Raw genomic sequence first — 20,349 nt, 5'->3', positions numbered from 1 at the left:
TCGGCGCCGGTCGCCGCCCGGTCGGTACGTGAGACGTTCACGTCTGAGCCTTCCCTTTCACCGCCACCCCCCACAGTTCAACAGGGTGGACTTCACCGTCCAAGGTAGTACACCGCGTCATGATCGTGGACCCCCTTTACGGCTGACGGTTCACCGCCCGTCGCGTCCAGCGCGACGCAGGCCCACCTGCCACGCTAGGACCGCCGTCCACGGTCCGTGAAATGCCTGCTGCGCTCCCGTTATGCTCCGCAGACATGAGCGGTCCGCATGCCCTCCACTCGCTGGAGCTGCGCCATCTGCGCTGCTTCCTCGCCATCGCCGAGGAGGGCAACGTCACACGCGCCGCCGCCCGCCTCCGCCTCACCCAGCCCGCCGTCTCGCGCACCCTCGCAACCCTCGAGGACGCACTCGGCACAAGGCTCGTCGACCGCTCCACCCACCACCTCGCCCTGACCGCCGAAGGCAGGGCCTTCCAGGAGAGCGCGGCTGCCGCCGTCGCCGCGTTCGAGGACGCCCTGGACTCCGTACGCGCCGTGCGGCGGCCGCTGCGGGTCGGGCACGCCTGGTCGGCGGCGGGCCCGTACACCACGCCCCTGCTGCGGCGCTGGCGCGAGCGGTATCCCGACGTACCGCTCGAACTCCTGCGCATCGACGACCGCACGGCCGGACTCACCCGCGGCGCCGTGGACGTGGCGCTGCTGCGCGGGCCCGTGGACGCGCCGGGCCTGGCCACCGACCTCCTGCACACGGAGAGCCGGGTCGCGGCCGTACCCTCCGACAGCCCTCTCGCCGCGTGCGGCGCGCTCACCCTCGCCGACCTCTCCGGTCACACGATCGCCGTGAACACCGTCTCCGGCACCACCGCCCTCGACCTCTGGCCGCCCGCCGCGCGGCCCACCGCGACGATCACCGTCGCGAACACGGACGACTGGCTCGCGGCCATCGCGGCCGACCGCGCGGTGGGCGTCACGACGACGGCCACGCCCGGCATGCACCCGCACCCGGGGGTCGCCTACGTCCCGCTGACCGACGCCCCCGACCTGCCTGTCGTGCTCGCCTGGCGCGACGCCGGCCCACGCCACCCCGCCGTACGGGACCTGGTGGAACTCGCCCACGAGGTCGTACCGTCCGACGGAACCCGGTCCATGGAGTGAGACTCCGGAGGTCATGGCGTCCGGCGGAACCAACCCCTCCGGCGTTCGAGGAGCGGGGTCCGGGACGGAGCCACGCGGCGGGACGCGAGTCTCACCGGGCGGACACGGTGATTCCGGGCTCCCGCGAGCGGCTAGGCTCGCCCCGTGGCTGAGATCCAGATTCCCGCTGACATCAAGCCCGCCGACGGACGTTTCGGCGCGGGCCCCTCCAAGGTGCGCACGGAGGCGCTGGACGCCCTGGCCGCCACCGGCACGTCCCTGCTCGGCACCTCCCATCGCCAGGCCCCGGTCAAGAACCTGGTCGGCCGGGTGCGCGAAGGGGTCAAGGACCTCTTCCAGCTCCCCGACGGCTACGAGGTGATCCTGGGCAACGGCGGCTCCACCGCCTTCTGGGACGTGGCGACGCACGGCCTGATCGAGAACAAGTCGCAGCACCTGAACTTCGGCGAGTTCTCGTCCAAGTTCGCGAAGGCCTCGAAGCTGGCCCCGTGGCTGGCCGAGCCGACCGTCATCACCTCCGAGCCCGGCACGCACCCCGAGCCGCAGGCCGAGGCGGGCGTCGACGTGTACGGCCTCACGCACAACGAGACCTCCACCGGTGTCGCCGCCCCGATCAAGCGCGTGGCCGGTGCCGACGAGGGCGCCCTCGTCCTGGTGGACGCGACCTCCGGCGCCGGCGGCCTGCCCGTCGACATCGCCGAGACGGACGTCTACTACTTCGCCCCGCAGAAGTCGTTCGCGTCGGACGGCGGTCTGTGGCTGGCGGCGTTCTCGCCGGCCGCCCTGGAGCGCGCCGAGCGCATCCACGCGTCGGGCCGCCACATCCCGGAGTTCTTCTCGCTGCCGACGGCGATCGACAACTCCCGCAAGAACCAGACGTACAACACCCCGGCGCTCGCGACGCTGTTCCTGCTCGGTGAGCAGCTGGAGTGGATGAACAGCCAGGGCGGTCTCGCCTGGACGACGGCCCGCACCAAGGACTCCTCGACGCGCCTGTACAGCTGGGCCGAGGACTCGAAGTACGCGACGCCGTTCGTCACGGACGCCGCGAAGCGTTCGCAGGTCATCGGCACGATCGACTTCTCGGACGAGATCGACGCGACCGCGGTCGCCAAGGCGCTGCGCGCCAACGGCATCGTGGACACGGAGCCGTACCGCAAGCTGGGCCGCAACCAGCTGCGCGTCGCGATGTTCCCGGCGATCGACCCCGCGGACGTCGAGGCGCTGACGAAGTGCATCGACTACGTGATCGAGAAGCTCTAGTCACAACGGTTCTGACGCCGATGGGGCGCCCGGCACTGCGCCGGGCGCCCCATCGGCGTAGTGCGTGCACCACGAGGTACGGGTCCTCGATGAACAGTCACTTCTCAGGCTCGTTCTCGGGCTGCTTCTCGGGCTGCTTCTGGGCTACTTCTTGGGACGCCGCAGCAGCCGCCCGATCCCGAACACGGCGATCACCACGGCGATGAGCCCGACCGCGGTCGCACTGAGGCCCGTGTGAATGCGCCCGTCGCCCGAATCGCCGTCCGCCGAGGGCGACTTCGAGTCTCCGCCCGACCCGTCCGCGGCCTGTACGGGCTCCACCGAACTGCCCCTGCCCTCGCTCCCGTAGAGCAGCGTCTTCCCGTCGGCGGTGTAGGTGACGGACTCGCCCTGCGGCTGCACCGGCACGTTCAACTGCCCCTCACGCTCGGGCTTGCCGTCCTTCCACGCGTACGAGATCCCGCCGAAGTAGCCGCGCAGGGCGAGGTGCTCGCCGTCGGGCGAGAACGCGCCGTCCGTCACCCACAGGTCGATGCCGGAGACGCGGCGGAAGACGTTCGTGCCCGACGAGGACAGGTTCCGGGGGCCCTCGTAGAGGCCGCCGCCGTCCTCGTTCTTCTCGGCGATGTAGACGCGGCCGGTCTTCGGATGGACCATCAGCGCCTCGGCGTTGCGGGGCCCGTCGGCGTACTGGACGGTGAACTGCGTCGCCCGCACCGTCTGGTCGCGCAGTTCCTTCGGCTCCGGCAGCTTGTAGATCCACACGTGGGACCACTTGCCGCCGAGGTTGTCGCCGATGTCGCCGACGTAGAGGTCGTTGTCGGGGCCGATGGAGATGGCCTCGACGTCGCGCGGGGCGCCGACGCCGGTCAGGGTGAGGGTGGCGACGGTCTTGCCGGTCCTGCCGTCGATCGCGTACAGGTAGGCGCCGTCGCTGCTGTCGTTGTGGGTCCAGTAGATGCCCGGGTGGATCCGGGACGCGGCCAGGCCGCTGGACTCGGTGATCCGCGGGTCCTTGATGGTGAACCCGTCACTGCCGGGGTCGTCCGCCACGGCGGGAGCGGTGGCACCGAACGCGAGAACGACGGCGGCCCCGGCCGCACCCAGAAACGAACGCATGCCCCCCAGCTTGCCAGGGCGTGCTCAGCGTCACACACTCCGCCCGCCCGTGATCCGCGATGATGAGCGGATGCTCAGGTTCACATTCGTCGGCGACTCGATGACGATAGGCAGCGCGGGCGAACTCACCTGGCGCTACCGGATGTGGCAGCATCTGCGGGCCGCGTACGGCGACGGCGCGTTCGAGATCGCCGGCCCGCGCGAGGCGCTCTACGACAAGACGGCGAACGCCGCGGTGTCGCACGACTACGCGGACGCGGACCCCGCGTTCCCGCGCGCCCATCTCGCGGGCTGGGGCGAGGGCTGGCTGCACATGGCGCCCGTCATCGAGGAGGCGGTCGCGCTCGCCCGCACCGACGTCCTGCTCATCTCGCTCGGCCTGATCGACCTCGGCTTCTACACGAACGCGGAGCAGACCGCGCAGAACGTGCGCCGCTTCGTCGCCGGGGCCCGCGCCGCGAACCCGCGGGTGCGGATGGTCCTGCTGCCGGTCATCCCGAACGTGCGCGCCGAGACGGACGCGCCGTTCGCCGCGGAGGTCGCGCACTTCAACACGCTCCTCGCGAAGGCGGTCGCCGACCTCGACTCGGGCCCCTCCCCTCTGCTCCTCGCGTCGGTGCCGGAGTCGTACGACATCCACCAGGACACGTACGACGGCACGCACCCGAACGCGAGCGGTGAGCGCAAGCTCGCGGACACGTTCGCCCTGGCGATGCGTCAGGCGTGGGGTCCGGTGGGCGCATCGCCCGGGGGCCTTGCCTAGAGTCCACTCCACGCCGTTGGCTGGGGACTCATGAAGTACACGCAGCTCGGACGCACAGGACTCAAGGTCAGCCGGCTCGTTCTCGGCACGATGAACTTCGGCCCGCAGACCGACGAGGCCGACAGCCACGCGATCATGGACACGGCGCTGGCCTCGGGGATCAACTACTTCGACACCGCCAACGTCTACGGCTGGGGCGACAACAAGGGCCGTACCGAGGAGATCATCGGCAGCTGGTTCGCCCAGGGCGGCGACCGGCGGGACAAGACGGTCCTGGCCACGAAGGTCTACGGCAACATGGCCGGCGCGGGCACCGATTCGCCCTGGCCCAACCACGACAAGCTCTCCGCGGTCAACATCCGCCGCGCCGTCGAGGCCAGCCTCAAGCGGCTGGGGACGGACTACATCGACATCTACCAGTTCCACCACGTCGACCGTGAGACCCCCTTCGAGGAGATCTGGCAGGCCGTCGACGTCCTGATCCAGCAGGGCAAGATCCTGTACGCCGGGTCGTCGAACTTCCCCGGCTACAAGATCGCCCAGGCCAACGAGAAGGCGGCCGCGCGCGGGCGCCTCGGGCTCGTCAGCGAGCAGTGCCTCTACAACCTCGCGGAGCGTCGCGCCGAGATGGAGGTCATCCCGGCCGCGCAGGAGTACGGCCTCGGGGTCATCCCCTGGTCGCCGCTGCACGGCGGTCTGCTCGGCGGGGTCATCAGGAAGGAGGTCGAGGGCGGACGGCGCGCGAGCGGCCGGGCCGCGGACGCGCTCGCGAACCCGGAGACGCGCGCCCAGCTCCAGGCCTACGAGGACCTGCTCGACAAACACGGCCTCGCGCCCGGCGAGGCGGCGCTGGCCTGGCTGCTGACCCGTCCCGGCGTCACCGGCCCCATCGTCGGCCCGCGCACCTCGGAGCAGCTCGACTCGGCGCTGCGCGCGGTCGAGCTCGAACTGAGCGAGGAGGTCCTCACGGGCCTGAACGAGATCTTCCCGGGCCCGGGGCCTTCACCGGAGGCTTTCGCCTGGTAGAGCCGGTGCCTCACGCGGCCTGACGGCAGCGCGGCCGCGGGTACGGCGCGGCGCGGCCGCGGTCACTTTCCGACCGCGGCCGCCACTGCGACGACGGCGAACATCAGTATCAGCACAACGGCCATGATCCGGTTACGGCTCTTCGGGTCCACGCTTCGAGATTAACCCGTGGCCGAAAGCGGCCAGCCCCCGACCTTCTCGTAGCGGGGCCGCTCGCCGCGCACCCCGGACGTCGGCAGCCTGCTCCGTACGAGTGCCAGCTCACCCACCGTCCACTCCTCGCCGGTGAAGGAGTCGAGGGCGTCCGCGTACGGCTTGAGGTGGACGGTGCCGGAGCCACGGGCCAGCGTGAGGTGCGGCCGGTAGTGGCGGTGCTCCTCCGTGTCGAGGCCGGCCTTGCGGGCCGCGGCCCCGGCCCGCTCGGCGAGGCGCTGCAGCGCCGCCACGTCACCGGACGCGCCCACCCACAGGGCCCGGTCCCCGAAGTGCCCGCCGCCGCGGAGGGCGAGCGGGAAGGGCGCGGTGCGGGCCGCCGCCCGTTCCAGGCGGCGTGACAGTTCGGGCACGGTGTCCTCGGGCACGTCCCCGTAGAAGGCGAGCGTGAAGTGCCAGCCGGGGACGCCGGTCCACCTCAGGCCCTCGGCCCCTTCGAGGTCGCGGGACCCCTTCAACTGGCCGACGGCGCGCCCCAGTTCGTCCAACGCCCCGTCCGGCGGAAGCACTGCTGCGAAAAGTCTCACCCGGCTAGTGTCCCCGTATGGAGATCAGAAAGGGCGGCACAGCGGATATCCCCGCGATAGTCGGCCTGTTCGACGGCGCCATGGAGTGGCTGGTGTCACAGGGCCGCACGGGGCAATGGGGCGAGAGACCTTGGTCAGAACGTCCGCGGGCCGTGGCCATGGTCGAGGAGTACGTGGCCAAGGGCGTGCCGTGGATCGCGGAGACCGACGGCACCCCGGTCGGCACGCTCACGCTCTCCGAGGGGCCCGGCTCGTACGTGGAGCCGGCCGGTGAGCCCGAGCGCTACGTCCATCTGCTCGCGGCCCGGCACGGCAGCGGGGCGGGCGCCGCGCTGCTCGCCCACGCCGTACAGGAGACGCGCAGGGCGGGCGTCCCGCTCCTGCGCGTCGACTGCTACGCGGGCGACGACGGCAAGCTCGTCGCGTTCTACGAGGCGAACGGCTTCGTCCGCACCGAGTCGTTCACCGGGCCCGACGGCGTGTGGCCGGGCCAGGTCCTGGCCCGGCGCGTCTGACGGTCAGACCTCCGCGCTCACGCCGCCGTGGCCAGGTGCTCGCGCGGTACGAACTGCACGTGCTGCTGCCCCCGGCGCAGGTCGAGCTTGAGCCGCAGGTTCGCGGCGCGGGCCAGCATCAGTCCGACGCCGAGCGCGGCCGTGGCGCACACGAGGCCGCCGATGGCGAAGCTGATCCGGACCCCGTACTGGTCGGCGAGCCAGCCGAACAGGGGCCCGCCGAGCGGCGTACCGCCCGTGAACACCATCATGAACAGGGACATGACGCGGCCCCGCATCTCCGGGTCGGTGGCCATCTGGACGGACGAGTTCGCGGTCACGTTGACCGTGAGGCCGAGGATGCCGAGGAGCACGATCAGCGGCGCGAAGAACCAGACGTCGGGCGCGAACGCGGCCACGACCTCCAGGACACCGAAGCCGACCGCGGCTCCGGCGAGGACGCGCAGCCGGGTGGAGCGGCGCCGCGCGGCGAGCAGCGCGCCGGCCAGCGAGCCGAGGGCCATGAGCGTGTTGAAGATGCCGTACATGCCGACCCCGCCGTGGAAGACGTCGTCGGCGTAGGCGCTCAGCCAGATCGGGAAGTTGAACCCGAACGTGCCGACGAAGCCGACGAGGACGATCGGCCAGATCAGCTCGGGGTGCTTGGAGACGTAGTGGAGGCCCTCGCGGAGCTGGCCCTTGCCGCGCGGGGAGCGCGGGGTGTGGTGCAGCTCGCGGGTGCGCATCAGGCAGAGGCTGGTGAGCGGGGCGAGGAAGGACAGGCCGTTGGCGAGGAACGCCCAGCCCGGACCGACGGCAGCGGTGAGTCCGCTCGCGACCGCGGGACCGATCAGGCGTGCCGACTGGAAGTTCGCCGAGTTCAGGCTGACCGCGTTGCGGACCTGGTCGGGGCCGACCATCTCGGAGACGAAGGACTGGCGGGTCGGGTTGTCGACGACGGTGACGAGGCCGGTGAAGAAGGCCGCGAGGTAGACGTGCCAGACCTGGACGTTCCCGGTGAGCGTGAGCGTGGCGAGGAAGAGCCCGGACAGGCTCATGGCGCCCTGGGTGACGAACAGGAGGTTCCGCTTGGCGAAGCGGTCGGCGATGACGCCGCCGTAGAGGCCGAACAGGAGCATCGGCAGGAACTGCATGGCGGTGGTGATACCGACGGCGGCCGAGGAGCCGGTGATGCTGAGCACCAGCCAGTCCTGGGTGATGCGGGCCATCCAGGTGCCGGTGTTGGAGACGACGGCCCCGGTCGCGAAGAGCCGGTAGTTACGGATCTTCAGCGAGCTGAACATCGAGCTCTTGCGGGGGCGGTCGGTCTTGTCGAGGGCGGCTGGTGCGGGGGCGGAGTCTGCTCCGGGTCCCGTACTCAATGCGGGTTCGCCTCCTTGGCGGCCGTGAACGGCAGGTCAACGTACGCCCCGAAGGGCCTTACAGGTGGGCGAGCTTCTCCAGGACGGGGGCGGCGGCGCGGATCTTGGCCCACTCGTCCTCGTCCAGGTTCTCCACGAGCGAGGCCAGCCACGCGTTGCGCTTGCGGCGGCTCTCTTCGAGCATGGCCTCGGCCTGCTCGGTGGAGGTGACGACCTTCTGTCGCCGGTCCTCGGGATGCGGCTCCAGCCGGACGAGCCCCTTGGCTTCGAGCAGCGCGACGATGCGGGTCATCGACGGCGGCTGCACGTGCTCCTTGCGGGCGAGTTCACCCGGAGTCGCGCTGCCGCAGCGGGCGAGGGTGCCGAGCACCGACATTTCTGTGGGGCTCAGCGACTCGTCGACCCGCTGGTGCTTGAGTCGGCGCGACAGGCGCATCACCGCTGAGCGCAGTGCGTTCACCGCGGCCGCGTCGTCGCCATGGGAGAGGTCCGGCATGTCCTTAGCTTAACTCATTACTCTCTCTAAAGACCAACCGGGTTCCCGCGACGTTCCCGCGACTCCCCCCACTGAATCCTTCGGGGCACCCTTCGTCACCCGTATGAGTGATGTGGCCACGAAAAGTGACACACGGGCGGACAAGGGCCCGCGACCCTGTTGCGCATGGGATCGACAGTGCTCAGCCTGCGGATGGACGGTGAGCTGCTCGACCGGCTCAAGACCCACGCCGCCAAAAGAGGAATGAGCGTCCAGGACTATGTGGTCCGGACGCTCATTCGAGACGACTTCGACGAACGCTTTGCCACGTCCGTCGAGGAGACAGAGAAGTTCTACGGGGCGGCCTGACTCCTCCGCCCGCGGGCCGCCCGTGGCCGGTCGCGCGGTTCCCCGCGCCCCCGGCGCCCCTTCAGGGTGCTCAGGTCAGACCCAGCGCCGGCATCAGGTAGTAGAAGGCGAAGACCGCAGCGACGATGTACATCGCGACCGGCACCGTACGGGCGCGGCCCGCCGCGACCCGCAGCAGGGTGAAGCTGATGAAGCCCATCCCGATGCCGTTGGTGATCGAGTAGGTGAACGGCATCATCATCATCGTCACGAACGCCGGGATGGCGATCGTGTAGTCGCTCCAGTCGATGGCCCCGATCGACCCCGACAGGATCAGGAAGCCGACCGCGAGCAGCGCGGGCGTGGCCGCCTGGGACGGGACCATCGTGGCGACCGGCGTGAGGAACAGCGCGACGGCGAACAGACCGCCGGTGATCACGTTGGCGAAACCGGTGCGCGCGCCCTCGCCGACACCGGCGGTGGACTCCACGAAGCAGGTGGTGGCCGAGGAGGACGAGGCTCCGCCCGCGGCGACGGCGATGCCGTCGATGAAGAGGACCTTGTTCATGCCGGGCATCTGACCGTCCTTGTCGGTCAGCTTGGCCTCGTCGCTGACGCCCATGATCGTGCCCATCGCGTCGAAGAAGCACGACAGCAGCACGGTGAAGACGAAGAGGATGCCGGTCAGCAGGCCGACCTTGTCGAAGCCGCCGAACAGGCTGACCTTGCCGACCAGACCGAAGTCCGGCATCTCGACCGGGTTGCCGGGCCACTTGGGCGTCGTCAGACCCCAGCTCGGGACGTGGGCGACGGCGTCGATGACCATCGCGACGAGCGTCATGACGACGATGGAGATCAGGATGGCGCCCGGCACCTTGCGCACGATCAGGGCGAGGGTCAGCAGCACGCCGAGCACGAAGACGAGGACGGGCCAGCCGTTGAGGTGGCCGTCGGCGCCGAGCTGGAGCGGCACCGTGGTGTGCGCGGCGTCCGGGATGCGGGAGACGAAGCCCGAGTCGACCAGGCCGATCAGCATGATGAACAGGCCGATACCGATCGCGATGCCCTTGCGCAGGCCGAGCGGCACGGCGTTCATGACGCGCTCGCGCAGGCCGGTCGCCACCAGGAGCATCACGACGAAGCCCGCGAGGACGACCATGCCCATCGCGTCGGGCCACGACATGCGGGGCGCGAGCTGCAGGGCGACGACCGTGTTCACGCCGAGTCCGGCGGCGAGCGCGATCGGGACGTTGCCGATGACGCCCATGAGCAGGGTCGTGAAGGCGGCGGTGAGCGCGGTCGCGGTGACCAGCTGGCCGTTGTCGAGCTGGTGCCCGTACATGTCCTTCGCGCTGCCGAGAATGATCGGGTTCAGCACGATGATGTAGGCCATCGCGAAGAAGGTGGCGAAGCCGCCGCGGATCTCACGGCTGACCGTCGAGCCCCGCTCGGAGATCTTGAAGAAGCGGTCGAGGCCGCTCTGCGGGGGCGACGGCGGCTCAATGAGATCGACCGGTGCGGGGGCCGAGCTGGACATGGATGACCTCTGAATCGGTGTGCTGGTGGGGGCGCCTTTTGGCGTTTTCTACGAACAGAAGTGGCCAGACTCAGGCCGTTTCAGTATGAACATATGAGCAAGAAATCGCTATCTCCGCGCGTAGACCCTTGACCCATAAGGGTTCCGGGGTGACTGAAGACGTCGTTTCGTGCTCCTCGTAAGCTGTGCCCATGGAGAAGTGGACCCCCAAGCACGAGGCACCCGAGCCCCTTGAAGGGCCCGTGGTCGCCACCATCACGGGCGGCACGATCCTGTGGTTCGTCCTCTTCCTGGTGCAGCTGCCGTTCTACGGCTGGTTCGACGACCACGGCCACACCTGGTGGATCTGGACCTGCCTGGCCGGCGCCGGGCTCGGACTCATCGGCATCTGGTACGTACGGGGGCGCGACGCGGCACTCAAGCGCGCGGCCGCCGGGGCGGGCCCGGCACCCGAGTAGCGGCCGGCCCGGCACCCGGACAGCGGCCGGCGAACCGCCCGCGTACCACCAGGGGACCGGCCCCCTCGCCGCCATGTCCTCCCCTGGTCGGATCTTTGGCGCACCCGAGGGGTGAAGCCGCAAATCCGCCCGTACTGTCGTTTGCATGACGCACATCGACGCGGGCGCCGAGCTGGACCCGGTCCACCCGGTGCCGGTCCCCGGGCGGGCGAGGGGGCTCACCACCGCCGAGGTGGCCGACCGCGTCGCGCGCGGCGAGGTCAACGACATACCGGTCCGCAGCTCCCGCTCGGCCACCGAGATCATGCGCGCGAACGTCTTCACACGGTTCAACGCGATCATCGGCGTCCTGTGGCTGATCATGCTGTTCGTCGCGCCGTTCCAGGACAGCCTCTTCGGCTACGTCATCCTCGCGAACACCGGCATCGGCATCATCCAGGAGCTGCGCGCCAAGAAGACCCTCGACTCGCTCGCCGTCATCGGCGAGGCGAAACCGACGGTCCGGCGCGACGGGCAGGCCACCGAGATCTCCACCTCCGAGATCGTCCTCGGCGACCTCATCGAGATCGGCCCCGGCGACAAGATCGTCGTGGACGGTGTGTGCGCCGAGGCCGACAGCCTGGAGATCGACGAGTCCCTGCTCACCGGCGAGGCCGACCCCGTCGTCAAGAAGCACGGCGACCCGGTCATGTCCGGCAGCTTCGTCGTCGCCGGCGGCGGCGCGTTCACCGCGACGAAGGTCGGCCGCGAGGCATACGCGGCGCAGCTCGCCGAGGAGGCCAGCCGCTTCACCCTCGTCCAGTCCGAGCTGCGCACCGGCATCTCGACCATCCTCAAGTACGTCACCTGGATGATGGTCCCGACCGCGATCGGCCTCGTCATCAGCCAGCTCGTGGTCAAGGAGAACGACTTCAAGGACTCCGTCGCGCGGACTGTCGGCGGCATCGTGCCGATGGTCCCCGAGGGGCTCGTCCTGCTCACGTCCGTCGCCTTCGCGATCGGCGTGATCCGCCTCGGCCGCAAGCAGTGCCTCGTCCAGGAACTCCCCGCCATCGAGGGCCTCGCCCGCGTCGACACCGTCTGCCTCGACAAGACGGGCACCCTCACCGAGGGCGGCATGGACGTCACCGAGCTGCGCCCGCTCGGCGGCGCCGACGAGGACTACGTGCGCAAGGTCCTCGGCGCGCTCGGCGAGTCCGACCCACGGCCCAACGCCTCGCTCCAGGCGATCATCGACGCCTACCCCGACAGCGAGGAGTGGCGCTGCACCGAGTCGCTGCCCTTCTCCTCCGCCCGCAAGTACAGCGGCGCCGCGTTCAGCGAGGGCGACGGAACGAACAGTGCGTGGCTGCTGGGCGCGCCCGACGTCCTCCTGCCTGCCGGGCACCCCGTGCTCGCCGAGACCGAGGAGCTCAACCACCAGGGCCTGCGTGTCCTGCTGCTCGCCCGCGCCCGTGGCGACCTCGACGACCCGGCGGTCAAGGAGGGCGCACAGGCCGCCGCCCTGGTCGCGATGGAGCAGCGGCTGCGGCCCGACGCGGCGGACACGCTGCGGTACTTCGCCGACCAGGACGTCCACGCGAAGGTCATCTCCGGGGACAACGCGGTGTCGGTGGGCGCCGTCGCCGGGAAGCTGGGCCTCGCGGGCGCGCAGGACACGGTCGACGCCCGCACGCTCCCCGACGACCGGGCCGGGATGGCCAAGGCACTCGACGAGAACACGGTGTTCGGCCGCGTCACCCCGCAGCAGAAGCGTGACATGGTCGGTGCGCTCCAGTCCCACGGGCACACGGTCGCGATGACGGGCGACGGAGTGAACGACGTGCTCGCCCTCAAGGACGCCGACATCGGCGTCTCCATGGGCTCGGGCTCGGAAGCGACCCGAGCCGTCGCGCAGATCGTGCTCCTCAACAACAGCTTCTCCACGCTGCCGTCGGTCGTCGCCGAGGGCCGCCGCGTCATCGGAAACATCACGCGCGTCGCGTCCCTGTTCCTGGTCAAGACGGTCTACTCGGTGCTGCTCGCCGTCCTCGTGGTCTGCTTCCAGATCGAGTACCCGTTCCTGCCGCGGCACCTGACGCTGCTGTCGACGCTGACGATCGGCATCCCCGCGTTCTTCCTGGCACTCGCGCCCAACAAGGAGCGGGCCAAACCGCAGTTCGTGAAGCGGGTGATGCGGTACGCGATCCCGGGCGGCGTCGTCGCCGGAACGGCCACCTTCGTGACGTACGTGATCGCCCGGCACTACTACACGGGCTCCGGCTCGCTCGACGCCGAGACGAGTTCGGCGACGCTGACGCTGTTCCTCGTCTCGATGTGGGTCCTCGCCATCATCGCGCGGCCCTACACCTGGTGGCGGGTGTGCCTGGTGGCCGCGATGGGTGCGGCGTTCCTGCTCGTCCTCGTGGTGCCGTGGCTCCAGGACTTCTTCGCACTGAAGCTGGTGGGCGCGTCGATGCCGTGGACGGCGGTCGGCATCGCGGCGGTGGCGGCGGTCGCCCTGGAATTCGCATGGCGCTGGGTCGACCGCCGCTTTCCCGTCTAGGACTTCTACCGCACGTCGACGAAGTCACCCGTGGCCTTGACGGCCGGGGTGGTGGAGGTGCCGAGGAAGTTGTAGCGCCAGTAGCCGTCGTACGTGGCCGTCGACGTGGTCTTCAGCGAGCCGGTCGAGGACGACGTGACCGACTTCAGGTACGTCGTCGGGTACGTCGAGGAGCTCGTCTTGCGGAACTGCAGCTTCACCGACTGGCTGGTGTAGCCGGCGTACTTGTGGGTGTCCCAGTTCGCGCGGGTCAGGGCGCCCGTGATGGTGAGCGTGCCGCCCTTCTTCACGGGCTCGGGGGACGCGTTGACGGTGAGCTTGGAGTAGCGCTGCAGGGCATTGGACGACACGGCGTCCTGGTACGCGGTGCCGATCTTGCTCGGGTCGCTGGGGCTGTCCGGGTCCTGGCCGTTGTACGCGACGGCGAACGCCTCGCCGGTCCATTTGGCCCCGGCGTCGACGTTGGCCAGCTCCTCCTGCGGGTTGATGTCGATGCTGCCCTTGCAGTTCGCGACAGTCGACGAGGCGGCCGTGCAGGTCGCGGGGGCGTCGCCGAACAGGGCGTTCCCCTCGTCGGTGCCGGTGCGGTAGAGGTCGACGCCCGGGACGAAGTCGTCGGCCGTCGGGTCCACGTCCGAGCCGTGGGTGAAGGTGAAGCTGTACGAGACGTGCACTGTGTTGGTGGTGCCGACAACGATGGCGGACTTACCGCTGTTCACCTTGATGTTCGAGAAGGTGGCGTCCATCACGTACGGGTCGCCGGCCTCGGTGGCGGTCAGCGAACGGGCCTGCGGAGCCGAGTGCCCCGCAGCCTTCTGGGCGACCTGGTGAGCCTGCGCCAGGCTCGGCTGGTCGGTGGCCTGCGCGGCCGGCACGGCGAAAGCGGCCAGGGCGAGAGAGCCGGTCACCGTCGCGGCGGCCATGGTGGCACGTATGCGCATGTGTTCCCCAAGTTGGAGAAGGGATCCCGCGGTGCTGATGCCGTCACGCGGGACCCAAGTGATCTAGGAGCCTGTTGGCTCGCAAGATCAGACGTGCGACTGGAGGGATCGGTTGTACGGGCGGTGAACTCTTGTGATCACCTTTACCTTTACCTGCCCGCACTCGCCCGTGCCCCTGAAGCACACTCAGTCGAACCAGCGGTCCCGTGCCAGCTCCGCCGTGCGCGAGGGGTCTTCGAGCAGGGCCGCGACCTCGAAGCGGCGCGGCCACTGCCCCGCCGCCCACGCCAGGCCCGCCGCCACGCCCTCCAGGGTCGCGGCGTGGACCGTGCCGTCGGACGTGCGCCGCCAGTCGACCTCCACCCCGGCGACGAACAGCTCCTCGTGCTCGACGTACGTCTGCGGAGTCGCCGGCCCGAGCAGGGTCCGTACGGACTCCGGCACCGGATGTTCGGCGCCCTCCTGCGTGACCTCGGCGTCCGCGGTCGCGCTCAGCCGCCGCACCTGGAACAGGTCCGCCAGGTCCGCGGCCCGGCCCGGACTCACCGGCAGCAGCGCAAGACCCCCGCTCAGGGGCAGCAGATCGGGCGCGTCCGCGACGACGGCGTCGGCCGCGTCCACGACCCTGACCTCGCCGTCCACCACGGCCCGCAGCTCGTCGGGCAGGGTCACCTGCTCCGGGTCGAGATCGGCCAGCGCCCCGTACAGGGCGTGGAGTTGGGACGCGCCGACCTCGCGCTCCGGGTCGGCGAGACGGTCGAGGAGCTCGGCCGCGCCGCCCGGCTCGTCGAGGAGCGCGGCGACCGACGTGCGGACGCCGAGCGCGCGCAGCACCTGCTCGTCCTCGAACCCGGTCGCGTCCGCCGGGTCGTAGAGCCCGGCGAGCAGCGGGTCACCGCCGGCCGCGCGCAGACCGGCCGGCCGGCGGCCGTCGAGGACGGGGTGGTCACGCAGCCACCACGCCGTGTACGGACGGACGATCTCGTGCGTGCCGTCGGGCAGCAGGACCCGTACGGGCTGGGTGAGGGCGTCGCGCAGCGGCGGGCGGGAGAGGAGGGCGAGGGCCTGCGGCCAGCGGTCGTCGTCGACGAGGTCCAGGTCGCGTACGGCGACGAGTTCGGTGGCGACGGGCGGCACGGGGGTGTCGGGCAGCCGGTCGAGCACGTCCTCGCACCACACGTCGACCGCGTCGAGCAGACCCGCGTCGTCCGGCTCCGCGAAGTCGCCCTCGCGCGGGTCGAGTTCGTCCGGGTCGAGGACCACGTCGGCGGCGCGGACCAGGGCGAACCCGGCGAGGACACCGCACGCGGCGAGCGGCTGCTCGCCCCACCGCCCGGCGAGGTCGCCGTCCACCATGCCGAGCTCACCCTCGCGGACGACCTGCGCGAACGGGCTGCCGGGCAGCACGAGTTCACCGGCGGGCGCGAGTTCTCCCTCGTCGTCGGGCAGCGCGAGCGCGCCCAGCCACGGCTCGTCCCCGGGCTCCAGGTTCGCGTCCCGTACGAGGGTGAGGACCAGCTCGGCCAGTTCGTCCACGCCGACCGGGCCGTCGTCGTCGAGGGACCAGGCGTCGTCGTCGAGCGAACCGGCGACGGCCGCCCGCACCTGAGGGGTCGTCAGGACGGCGCGGGGCGTCGCGGGCAGCGCGCCCAGCTTCTCGAGCAGAGGGTGCGCGGCGTCCACGTGGGCGACCTTGAGGCCGAGCCGGGCGAGCGTCTCGCCCGGTGTCGCGTCCGGCATGGGCAGCAGCACCTGCCGCGGCCCGATCGTCGTACGCCCCCCGGCCAGCGGCACCGGAAGCCCGGTGAGCCGGTCCGGGTCGACGCCCGCGAGGCTGTCGTACAGGCGCCGCCACCAGTCCGGTTCCTTCTCCAGACCGGCGAGCCGGTCGACGGCCTCCGTCAGCGGGACCCGGGCGACCTCCAGGGTCCGCAGCTCGACGCGGCGCTCCAGACCGGCGGGCAGCAGGCTCGGCAGGACCTCGGCGAGGACCCGCACGGTCTCGGCGCCGGCGCCCTCGACGACCTCGGCCTCGCGCGGCCGCAGCGTCTCGGGCAGCCCGTCGGCGTCGTCCTTCGTGCGCGGCAGCGCGGGCGGCAGGAACGCGGTGCGGGGCAGCCGGGCCAGGATCGCGCCGCGGAGGCTGCCGTCCAGCTCGCCCCGGCCGAGCGGGCCCGGCACGAGGCCGAGGATGGCGGAGCTCACCGGGCGCCATCCCGCGAGGAGTTCGGCGTAGGCGTCGGCGGCGCGCTCCACCAGGAAGTCGGTGAGCGGTCCGGGGGCGGCGTGCCGCCGAGTCGTGTCGAGGGGGAAGGACGCGATGAGCAGAGCGGGCACGCCGAGCGGCTCGTCGCTGGGGGTGGGCGCGTGCAGCACGGGCGCGCTGCGGGGCGGCTCGGGGGCGCCGTCCGCGTCCACCGGCACGGCCCAGGTCACGGACCAGTGCGGACGAAGGCGCTCTTCGAGGGGCCGGTCGGCGAGGAGCGCGGCTTCGAGCGGGCCGTTGCGGGTGAGGACGCACCAGCGGGTCGTGACGCTCTCGCGCCTGCCGGACACGGCGTCCTCGCGCTCGTCGTCCACCGCCACGTACGGTCCGTCGGTCCTGCGGCGCAGGATGCGCGTACCGGACTCGGTCTCCACGACGACCTCGTCGAGGCCGGGCAGGGCGAGGAGCAGCGTGTCGTCGATGGCGTCGATGAGCCGCGCCGCGAGCGCCTGTGCCGCGGCGTCGCGCAGCGGCAGGATCACGACGGTCTCGTACGGGTCCGGGGCGGAGCCCTCCGCGGCGAACGGGAGCCTGAGCAGCGGGACATGGCCGTCCCGGCGGCGCAGTTCGTCACCGAGGCCGGGACTGTGCCGCGCCGTGTCGGCGGCGAGTCCGCGCGCGTCGGTGAGCGACCAGCGCACCCCTCCGGTGCGGCCGACGACCGCGGGCTCGTCGGTCACGGCGAGGACGGCGGCGAACCCGACGCCGAACCGGCCCACCGCGCCGTCGCCCTGCTCGCGCTTGGCGGAGGCCCGCAGCGTGGACAGCGACTCGACACCGGCGGCGTCCAGCGGCGCGCCGCTGTTCGCGGCGACGAGCACACCGTCGCGCAGGGTCAGGCAGAAGCGGCCGGGGACACCGGCGCGGCCGGCGGCGTCGGCGGCGTTCTGGGCGAGCTCGACGACGAGCCGGTCGCGGTAGCCGCCGAGGGCGAGGTCCTCCTCGGCGTTGGCGTCCTCACGGAAGCGGGCCGGGCTGCCTGCCCACGCATCGAGAACCCCACGCCGCAGACGGGCCGTCCCGAACGGGTCCATCCCCTCGGCTGCCGGGCGCACGATCTTGCTCACGCTCACGGTGTGGTCTCCCTCTGCCGTTCACCCAGGCCAACCCTGGCGACGCAGACGCTACCGCGCTCGCGGAAAGAGAACTGCGAGGGCTACGAGTGCCCCAGGTCCTCCGTGCCGTCCGGGGTCGTCGGGACCGAGCCCGAGTCCGCCGACGGACGCAGGGGGAACGGGTCCACGCGCGTTTCGTCGATCACCGGCGGGGCCGGGCGCGGGGGCTTCGGCATGACGGCCGCCTCGGAGTGGCCACCGCAGCCGTAGGAGAGGGAGACGACCCGGCCGTCCGCCGGGGAGAACTCGTTGCCGCAGACGCCGAAGGCCTGGCCGAGCGAGCCGCCGATCGGGGCGAGGAACCCGCAGGACACGCAGGTGGCGGGCGCCGACTGGGCCATCTGCGTCTTCGCCCCGTACGCCTCGTCCCAGCGGTCGGCGGCGACGTGGAGGCCGTACCGGGACAGGACCCGGGCGCGTCGCATGCCGAGCTCCTCGGCGACCGACGCGATGGAGCCGCGCTCGGGCACGATGGGCAGTTCCGCGGGCGGTCCCACCGTCAGGTCGGCGTCCTCCGCCTCGGCGAGCTCGGCCATCTCCTCGGACACCGCGGAGTTCGGCGGCGGGACGTCCTCACCCGAATAGCCCGGCTCGAGCCGGAGATCCTCGGCGTCGGTCGGGAGCAGGTCCCCGGGGCCCATGTCGCCGGGCCGCAGCCGCTCGCTCCACGGCACCCACTCGGGGGCGAGGAGCGCGTCGGGGCCGGGCAGCAGAACCGTCTCGTCGAGGGTGACGACCTTGGCGCGGGAGGCCCGCGCCACCGTCACGGCCCACCGCCAGCCGCGGTAGCCGAACTCCTTGCACTCGAAGAGATGCGTGACGACCCGGTCACCCTCGACGACGACGTCGACGTGCTCGCCCACGACTCCTGGCGCGGCGGCCTCCTCGGCCGCGGTCCGCGCGAGGCCTACCGCCTCGGCGCACAGACGGTCAGGGGTGCGGCTTCGCGTTGTCGCTGCGCTCACAGGTATCGCTTCTCTCCTACGCCGTCTCACGAGTGCGCCACCCTTGCGCGGGGGTACGGACGGAGCGGACCAGGGGGCCGCGTCGACGTCCGCGCCCGAACGTCCTCGGGCGCACCTACGTCACCCATTCTGCGGGATGCCCGAGAGGCGCGCGGCCGAGGACAGCTGCCGCAGGCGCGTTACGCACGCTACCTTCTCCCGGCCCGTGCGCCCACACCGACGTACAACTAGCTGTGTCCTGCACCACGCGGCGAGGCGGTTCCGGAGGGTCGTACCGGCGACCCGCACGGCCGATATCGGCACTAGTCACCACCTTCCGGGGGCACTATGGCTGGGTGACTTCCGCGAGGTCGTCGGCGCGCGCAGCAGGCGGATCGGGCCCGGTGCTCAGGGCGGTCCGCGGGCTCGGGCGTGCCCTGCACCTGCCGTTCACCGGTACGGCGCGGGGGATTCGCAAAGCGACCCACGCGCACGGTGCGGGCGAGTCGGGCCTGGGAAAACTGATCGAACTGCACGCGGTGAACGGCGCCGGCGACGTCATGATCACCATCGCCCTCGCGTCCACGGTGTTCTTCTCGGTGCCGACGGACGAGGCGCGCGGGCGCGTCGCCCTCTACCTCGGCATCACGATGGCGCCCTTCACGCTCCTCGCGCCCGTCATCGGGCCGCTCCTGGACCGGCTGCCGCACGGGCGGCGCGCCGCGATGGCCGCTGCGATGCTGGCGCGGGCGCTCCTCGCGATCGTCCTGTCCGGGGCGGTGGTCACCGGCGGCGTGGAGCTGTACCCGGCGGCGCTGGGCGTCCTGGTGGCGTCCAAGGCGTACGGAGTGGTCCGCAGCGCCGTCGTGCCGCGCCTGCTGCCGCCCCGCTTCTCCCTGGTCAAGGCCAATTCGCGGGTGACGCTCGGCGGGCTCCTCGCCACCGGTGTGGCCGCGCCGGTCGGTGCCGGGCTCCAGCTGCTCGGGCCGCGCTGGCCCCTCTACGGCGCGTTTGTGATCTTCATTTCGGGGATGGTGCTGTCCTTCCAGCTGCCGCACAAGGTGGACTCCGCGAAGGGCGAGGGGAAGGCGCTCCTGGCGGCAGACGAGCAGCATCTGCACGGCCCGCGCAAGGAGGCCGCCAAGCAGAAGCGCCCCGGTCTGCGCACGGTCGGCCCGGCCGTGACGCACGCGCTGTTCGTCAACGCCTCGCAGCGCTGCCTCTCCGGCTTCCTGATCTTCTTCCTGGCGTTCCTGCTGCGCGAGCACCCCATGTCGGGGCAGAGCGCCGCCGTGTCGCTGAGCATCGTCGGCGTCTCGGCGGGCGCGGGCAACGCGCTGGGCACGGCCGTCGGGGCGTGGCTCAAATCACGGGCGCCCGAGATCATCATCGTGACGGTGGTGGCGGTGGTCCTCGGCGTGGCGATCACGGCCGCGCTGTTCTTCACCGCGTTCCTCACGGCGTGCCTCGCGGCCGTCGCCGGGTTCGCGCAGGCCCTTTCGAAGCTGTCCCTGGACGCCCTGATCCAGCGCGACGTCCCCGAGGAGGTCCGCAACTCCGCCTTCGCCCGCTCCGAGACCCTCCTCCAGATGGCGTGGGTCCTCGGCGGCGCCATCGGCATCGCGCTGCCCCTGAACGGAGCATTGGGCCTCGGCGTCGCCGCGGCGATCGTCGGGACGGGCTGGCTGACGACCGTACGGGGCCTGCTGACCGCCGCGCGCCACGGCGGCCAGGCACGCAGCCGCGTGGCGTGAGGGACGGCCGGGCGAGCGGGAGATC

General features: G+C 71.4%; 17 protein-coding genes. 9 read left to right on the top strand and 8 right to left on the bottom strand.

Annotated features, from left to right (window positions below; all coding sequences use genetic code 11):
- Positions 1-221 precede the first annotated feature (221 nt).
- Both ACZ67T_RS11800 and serC read left to right on the top strand, forming a co-directional pair.
- Positions 222-1,154: a LysR family transcriptional regulator gene (locus ACZ67T_RS11800; protein WP_469983369.1), complete on the top strand. Its 933-nt coding sequence runs from the start codon at positions 222-224 to the stop codon at positions 1,152-1,154.
- A 144-nt stretch (positions 1,155-1,298) separates the two neighbouring features.
- Entirely contained in the window at positions 1,299-2,417 is a 1,119-nt protein-coding gene (gene serC / locus ACZ67T_RS11795; RefSeq protein ID WP_469983367.1) for a phosphoserine transaminase, read from the top strand.
- Between the two features lie 144 nt (positions 2,418-2,561).
- Here serC and ACZ67T_RS11790 read toward each other — a convergent pair whose 3' ends face one another.
- Positions 2,562-3,536 (bottom strand): WD40 repeat domain-containing protein, encoded by a 975-nt coding sequence (locus ACZ67T_RS11790; RefSeq protein ID WP_469983366.1) that lies wholly within the window; start codon positions 3,534-3,536, stop codon positions 2,562-2,564.
- Positions 3,537-3,606: 70 nt separating this feature from the next.
- On the opposite strand from ACZ67T_RS11790, the gene ACZ67T_RS11785 reads away from it, so the two are divergent.
- Together ACZ67T_RS11785 and ACZ67T_RS11780 are read left to right on the top strand one after the other, a co-directional pair.
- The gene (locus ACZ67T_RS11785; protein ID WP_469983364.1) at positions 3,607-4,299 is read left to right on the top strand and encodes a GDSL-type esterase/lipase family protein; all 693 of its coding nucleotides are present in this window, start codon (positions 3,607-3,609) and stop codon (positions 4,297-4,299) included.
- Positions 4,300-4,329: 30 nt separating this feature from the next.
- On the top strand, positions 4,330-5,325 hold the full coding sequence (locus ACZ67T_RS11780) for an aldo/keto reductase (RefSeq protein ID WP_469983363.1): 996 nt from the start codon (positions 4,330-4,332) through the stop codon (positions 5,323-5,325).
- A gap of 161 nt (positions 5,326-5,486) precedes the next feature.
- On the opposite strand, the gene thpR is transcribed toward ACZ67T_RS11780, so the two are convergent.
- Positions 5,487-6,065 (bottom strand): RNA 2',3'-cyclic phosphodiesterase, encoded by a 579-nt coding sequence (gene thpR, locus ACZ67T_RS11775; protein ID WP_469983362.1) that lies wholly within the window; start codon positions 6,063-6,065, stop codon positions 5,487-5,489.
- A gap of 17 nt (positions 6,066-6,082) precedes the next feature.
- On the opposite strand from thpR, the gene ACZ67T_RS11770 reads away from it, so the two are divergent.
- Positions 6,083-6,580: a GNAT family N-acetyltransferase gene (locus ACZ67T_RS11770; protein WP_469983360.1), complete on the top strand. Its 498-nt coding sequence runs from the start codon at positions 6,083-6,085 to the stop codon at positions 6,578-6,580.
- Positions 6,581-6,597: 17 nt separating this feature from the next.
- Here the strand turns inward: ACZ67T_RS11770 and ACZ67T_RS11765 are convergent, their stop codons facing one another.
- The gene (locus ACZ67T_RS11765) at positions 6,598-7,941 is read right to left on the bottom strand and encodes an MFS transporter (protein WP_469983359.1); all 1,344 of its coding nucleotides are present in this window, start codon (positions 7,939-7,941) and stop codon (positions 6,598-6,600) included.
- A gap of 58 nt (positions 7,942-7,999) precedes the next feature.
- Entirely contained in the window at positions 8,000-8,437 is a 438-nt protein-coding gene (locus ACZ67T_RS11760) for a MarR family winged helix-turn-helix transcriptional regulator (protein WP_100595753.1), read from the bottom strand.
- Between the two features lie 165 nt (positions 8,438-8,602).
- Here ACZ67T_RS11760 and ACZ67T_RS11755 point away from each other — a divergent pair, with 165 nt between their 5' ends.
- Positions 8,603-8,785 carry a ribbon-helix-helix protein, CopG family gene (locus ACZ67T_RS11755; protein ID WP_266562974.1) on the top strand — a complete coding sequence of 61 codons (183 nt, stop codon included), beginning with the start codon at positions 8,603-8,605 and terminating at the stop codon, positions 8,783-8,785.
- Between the two features lie 70 nt (positions 8,786-8,855).
- On the opposite strand, the gene ACZ67T_RS11750 is transcribed toward ACZ67T_RS11755, so the two are convergent.
- Positions 8,856-10,301, bottom strand: coding sequence for an NCS2 family permease (locus tag ACZ67T_RS11750; protein ID WP_469983357.1), 1,446 nt, complete (start codon positions 10,299-10,301; stop codon positions 8,856-8,858).
- A 191-nt stretch (positions 10,302-10,492) separates the two neighbouring features.
- On the opposite strand from ACZ67T_RS11750, the gene ACZ67T_RS11745 reads away from it, so the two are divergent.
- Both ACZ67T_RS11745 and ACZ67T_RS11740 read left to right on the top strand, forming a co-directional pair.
- Positions 10,493-10,759 (top strand): DUF2530 domain-containing protein, encoded by a 267-nt coding sequence (locus tag ACZ67T_RS11745; protein ID WP_469983355.1) that lies wholly within the window; start codon positions 10,493-10,495, stop codon positions 10,757-10,759.
- Positions 10,760-10,904: 145 nt separating this feature from the next.
- Positions 10,905-13,304 (top strand): cation-translocating P-type ATPase, encoded by a 2,400-nt coding sequence (locus tag ACZ67T_RS11740; protein ID WP_469983353.1) that lies wholly within the window; start codon positions 10,905-10,907, stop codon positions 13,302-13,304.
- Positions 13,305-13,309: 5 nt separating this feature from the next.
- On the opposite strand, the gene ACZ67T_RS11735 is transcribed toward ACZ67T_RS11740, so the two are convergent.
- From ACZ67T_RS11735 to ACZ67T_RS11725, 3 genes are all read right to left on the bottom strand, one after another.
- A complete protein-coding gene (locus tag ACZ67T_RS11735; protein ID WP_469983351.1) occupies positions 13,310-14,245 on the bottom strand; it encodes a hypothetical protein in 936 nt (311 codons plus the stop codon).
- A 186-nt stretch (positions 14,246-14,431) separates the two neighbouring features.
- Positions 14,432-17,578 carry a sacsin N-terminal ATP-binding-like domain-containing protein gene (locus ACZ67T_RS11730; RefSeq protein WP_469983773.1) on the bottom strand — a complete coding sequence of 1,049 codons (3,147 nt, stop codon included), beginning with the start codon at positions 17,576-17,578 and terminating at the stop codon, positions 14,432-14,434.
- 89 nt (positions 17,579-17,667) lie between these two features.
- Positions 17,668-18,591, bottom strand: a complete 924-nt coding sequence (locus ACZ67T_RS11725; protein WP_469983349.1) for a DUF3027 domain-containing protein — start codon at positions 18,589-18,591, stop codon at positions 17,668-17,670.
- Positions 18,592-18,974: 383 nt separating this feature from the next.
- Between ACZ67T_RS11725 and ACZ67T_RS11720 the strand changes: the two genes are divergently transcribed.
- Positions 18,975-20,324 carry an MFS transporter gene (locus tag ACZ67T_RS11720; protein WP_469983772.1) on the top strand — a complete coding sequence of 450 codons (1,350 nt, stop codon included), beginning with the start codon at positions 18,975-18,977 and terminating at the stop codon, positions 20,322-20,324.
- Positions 20,325-20,349 lie beyond the last annotated feature (25 nt).

The sequence above is a fragment of the Streptomyces sp. NPDC107517 genome (assembly GCF_055582645.1).
Note: the sequence above shows the minus strand (reverse complement) of the source record. Positions and strands in the feature narration are given on the sequence as shown.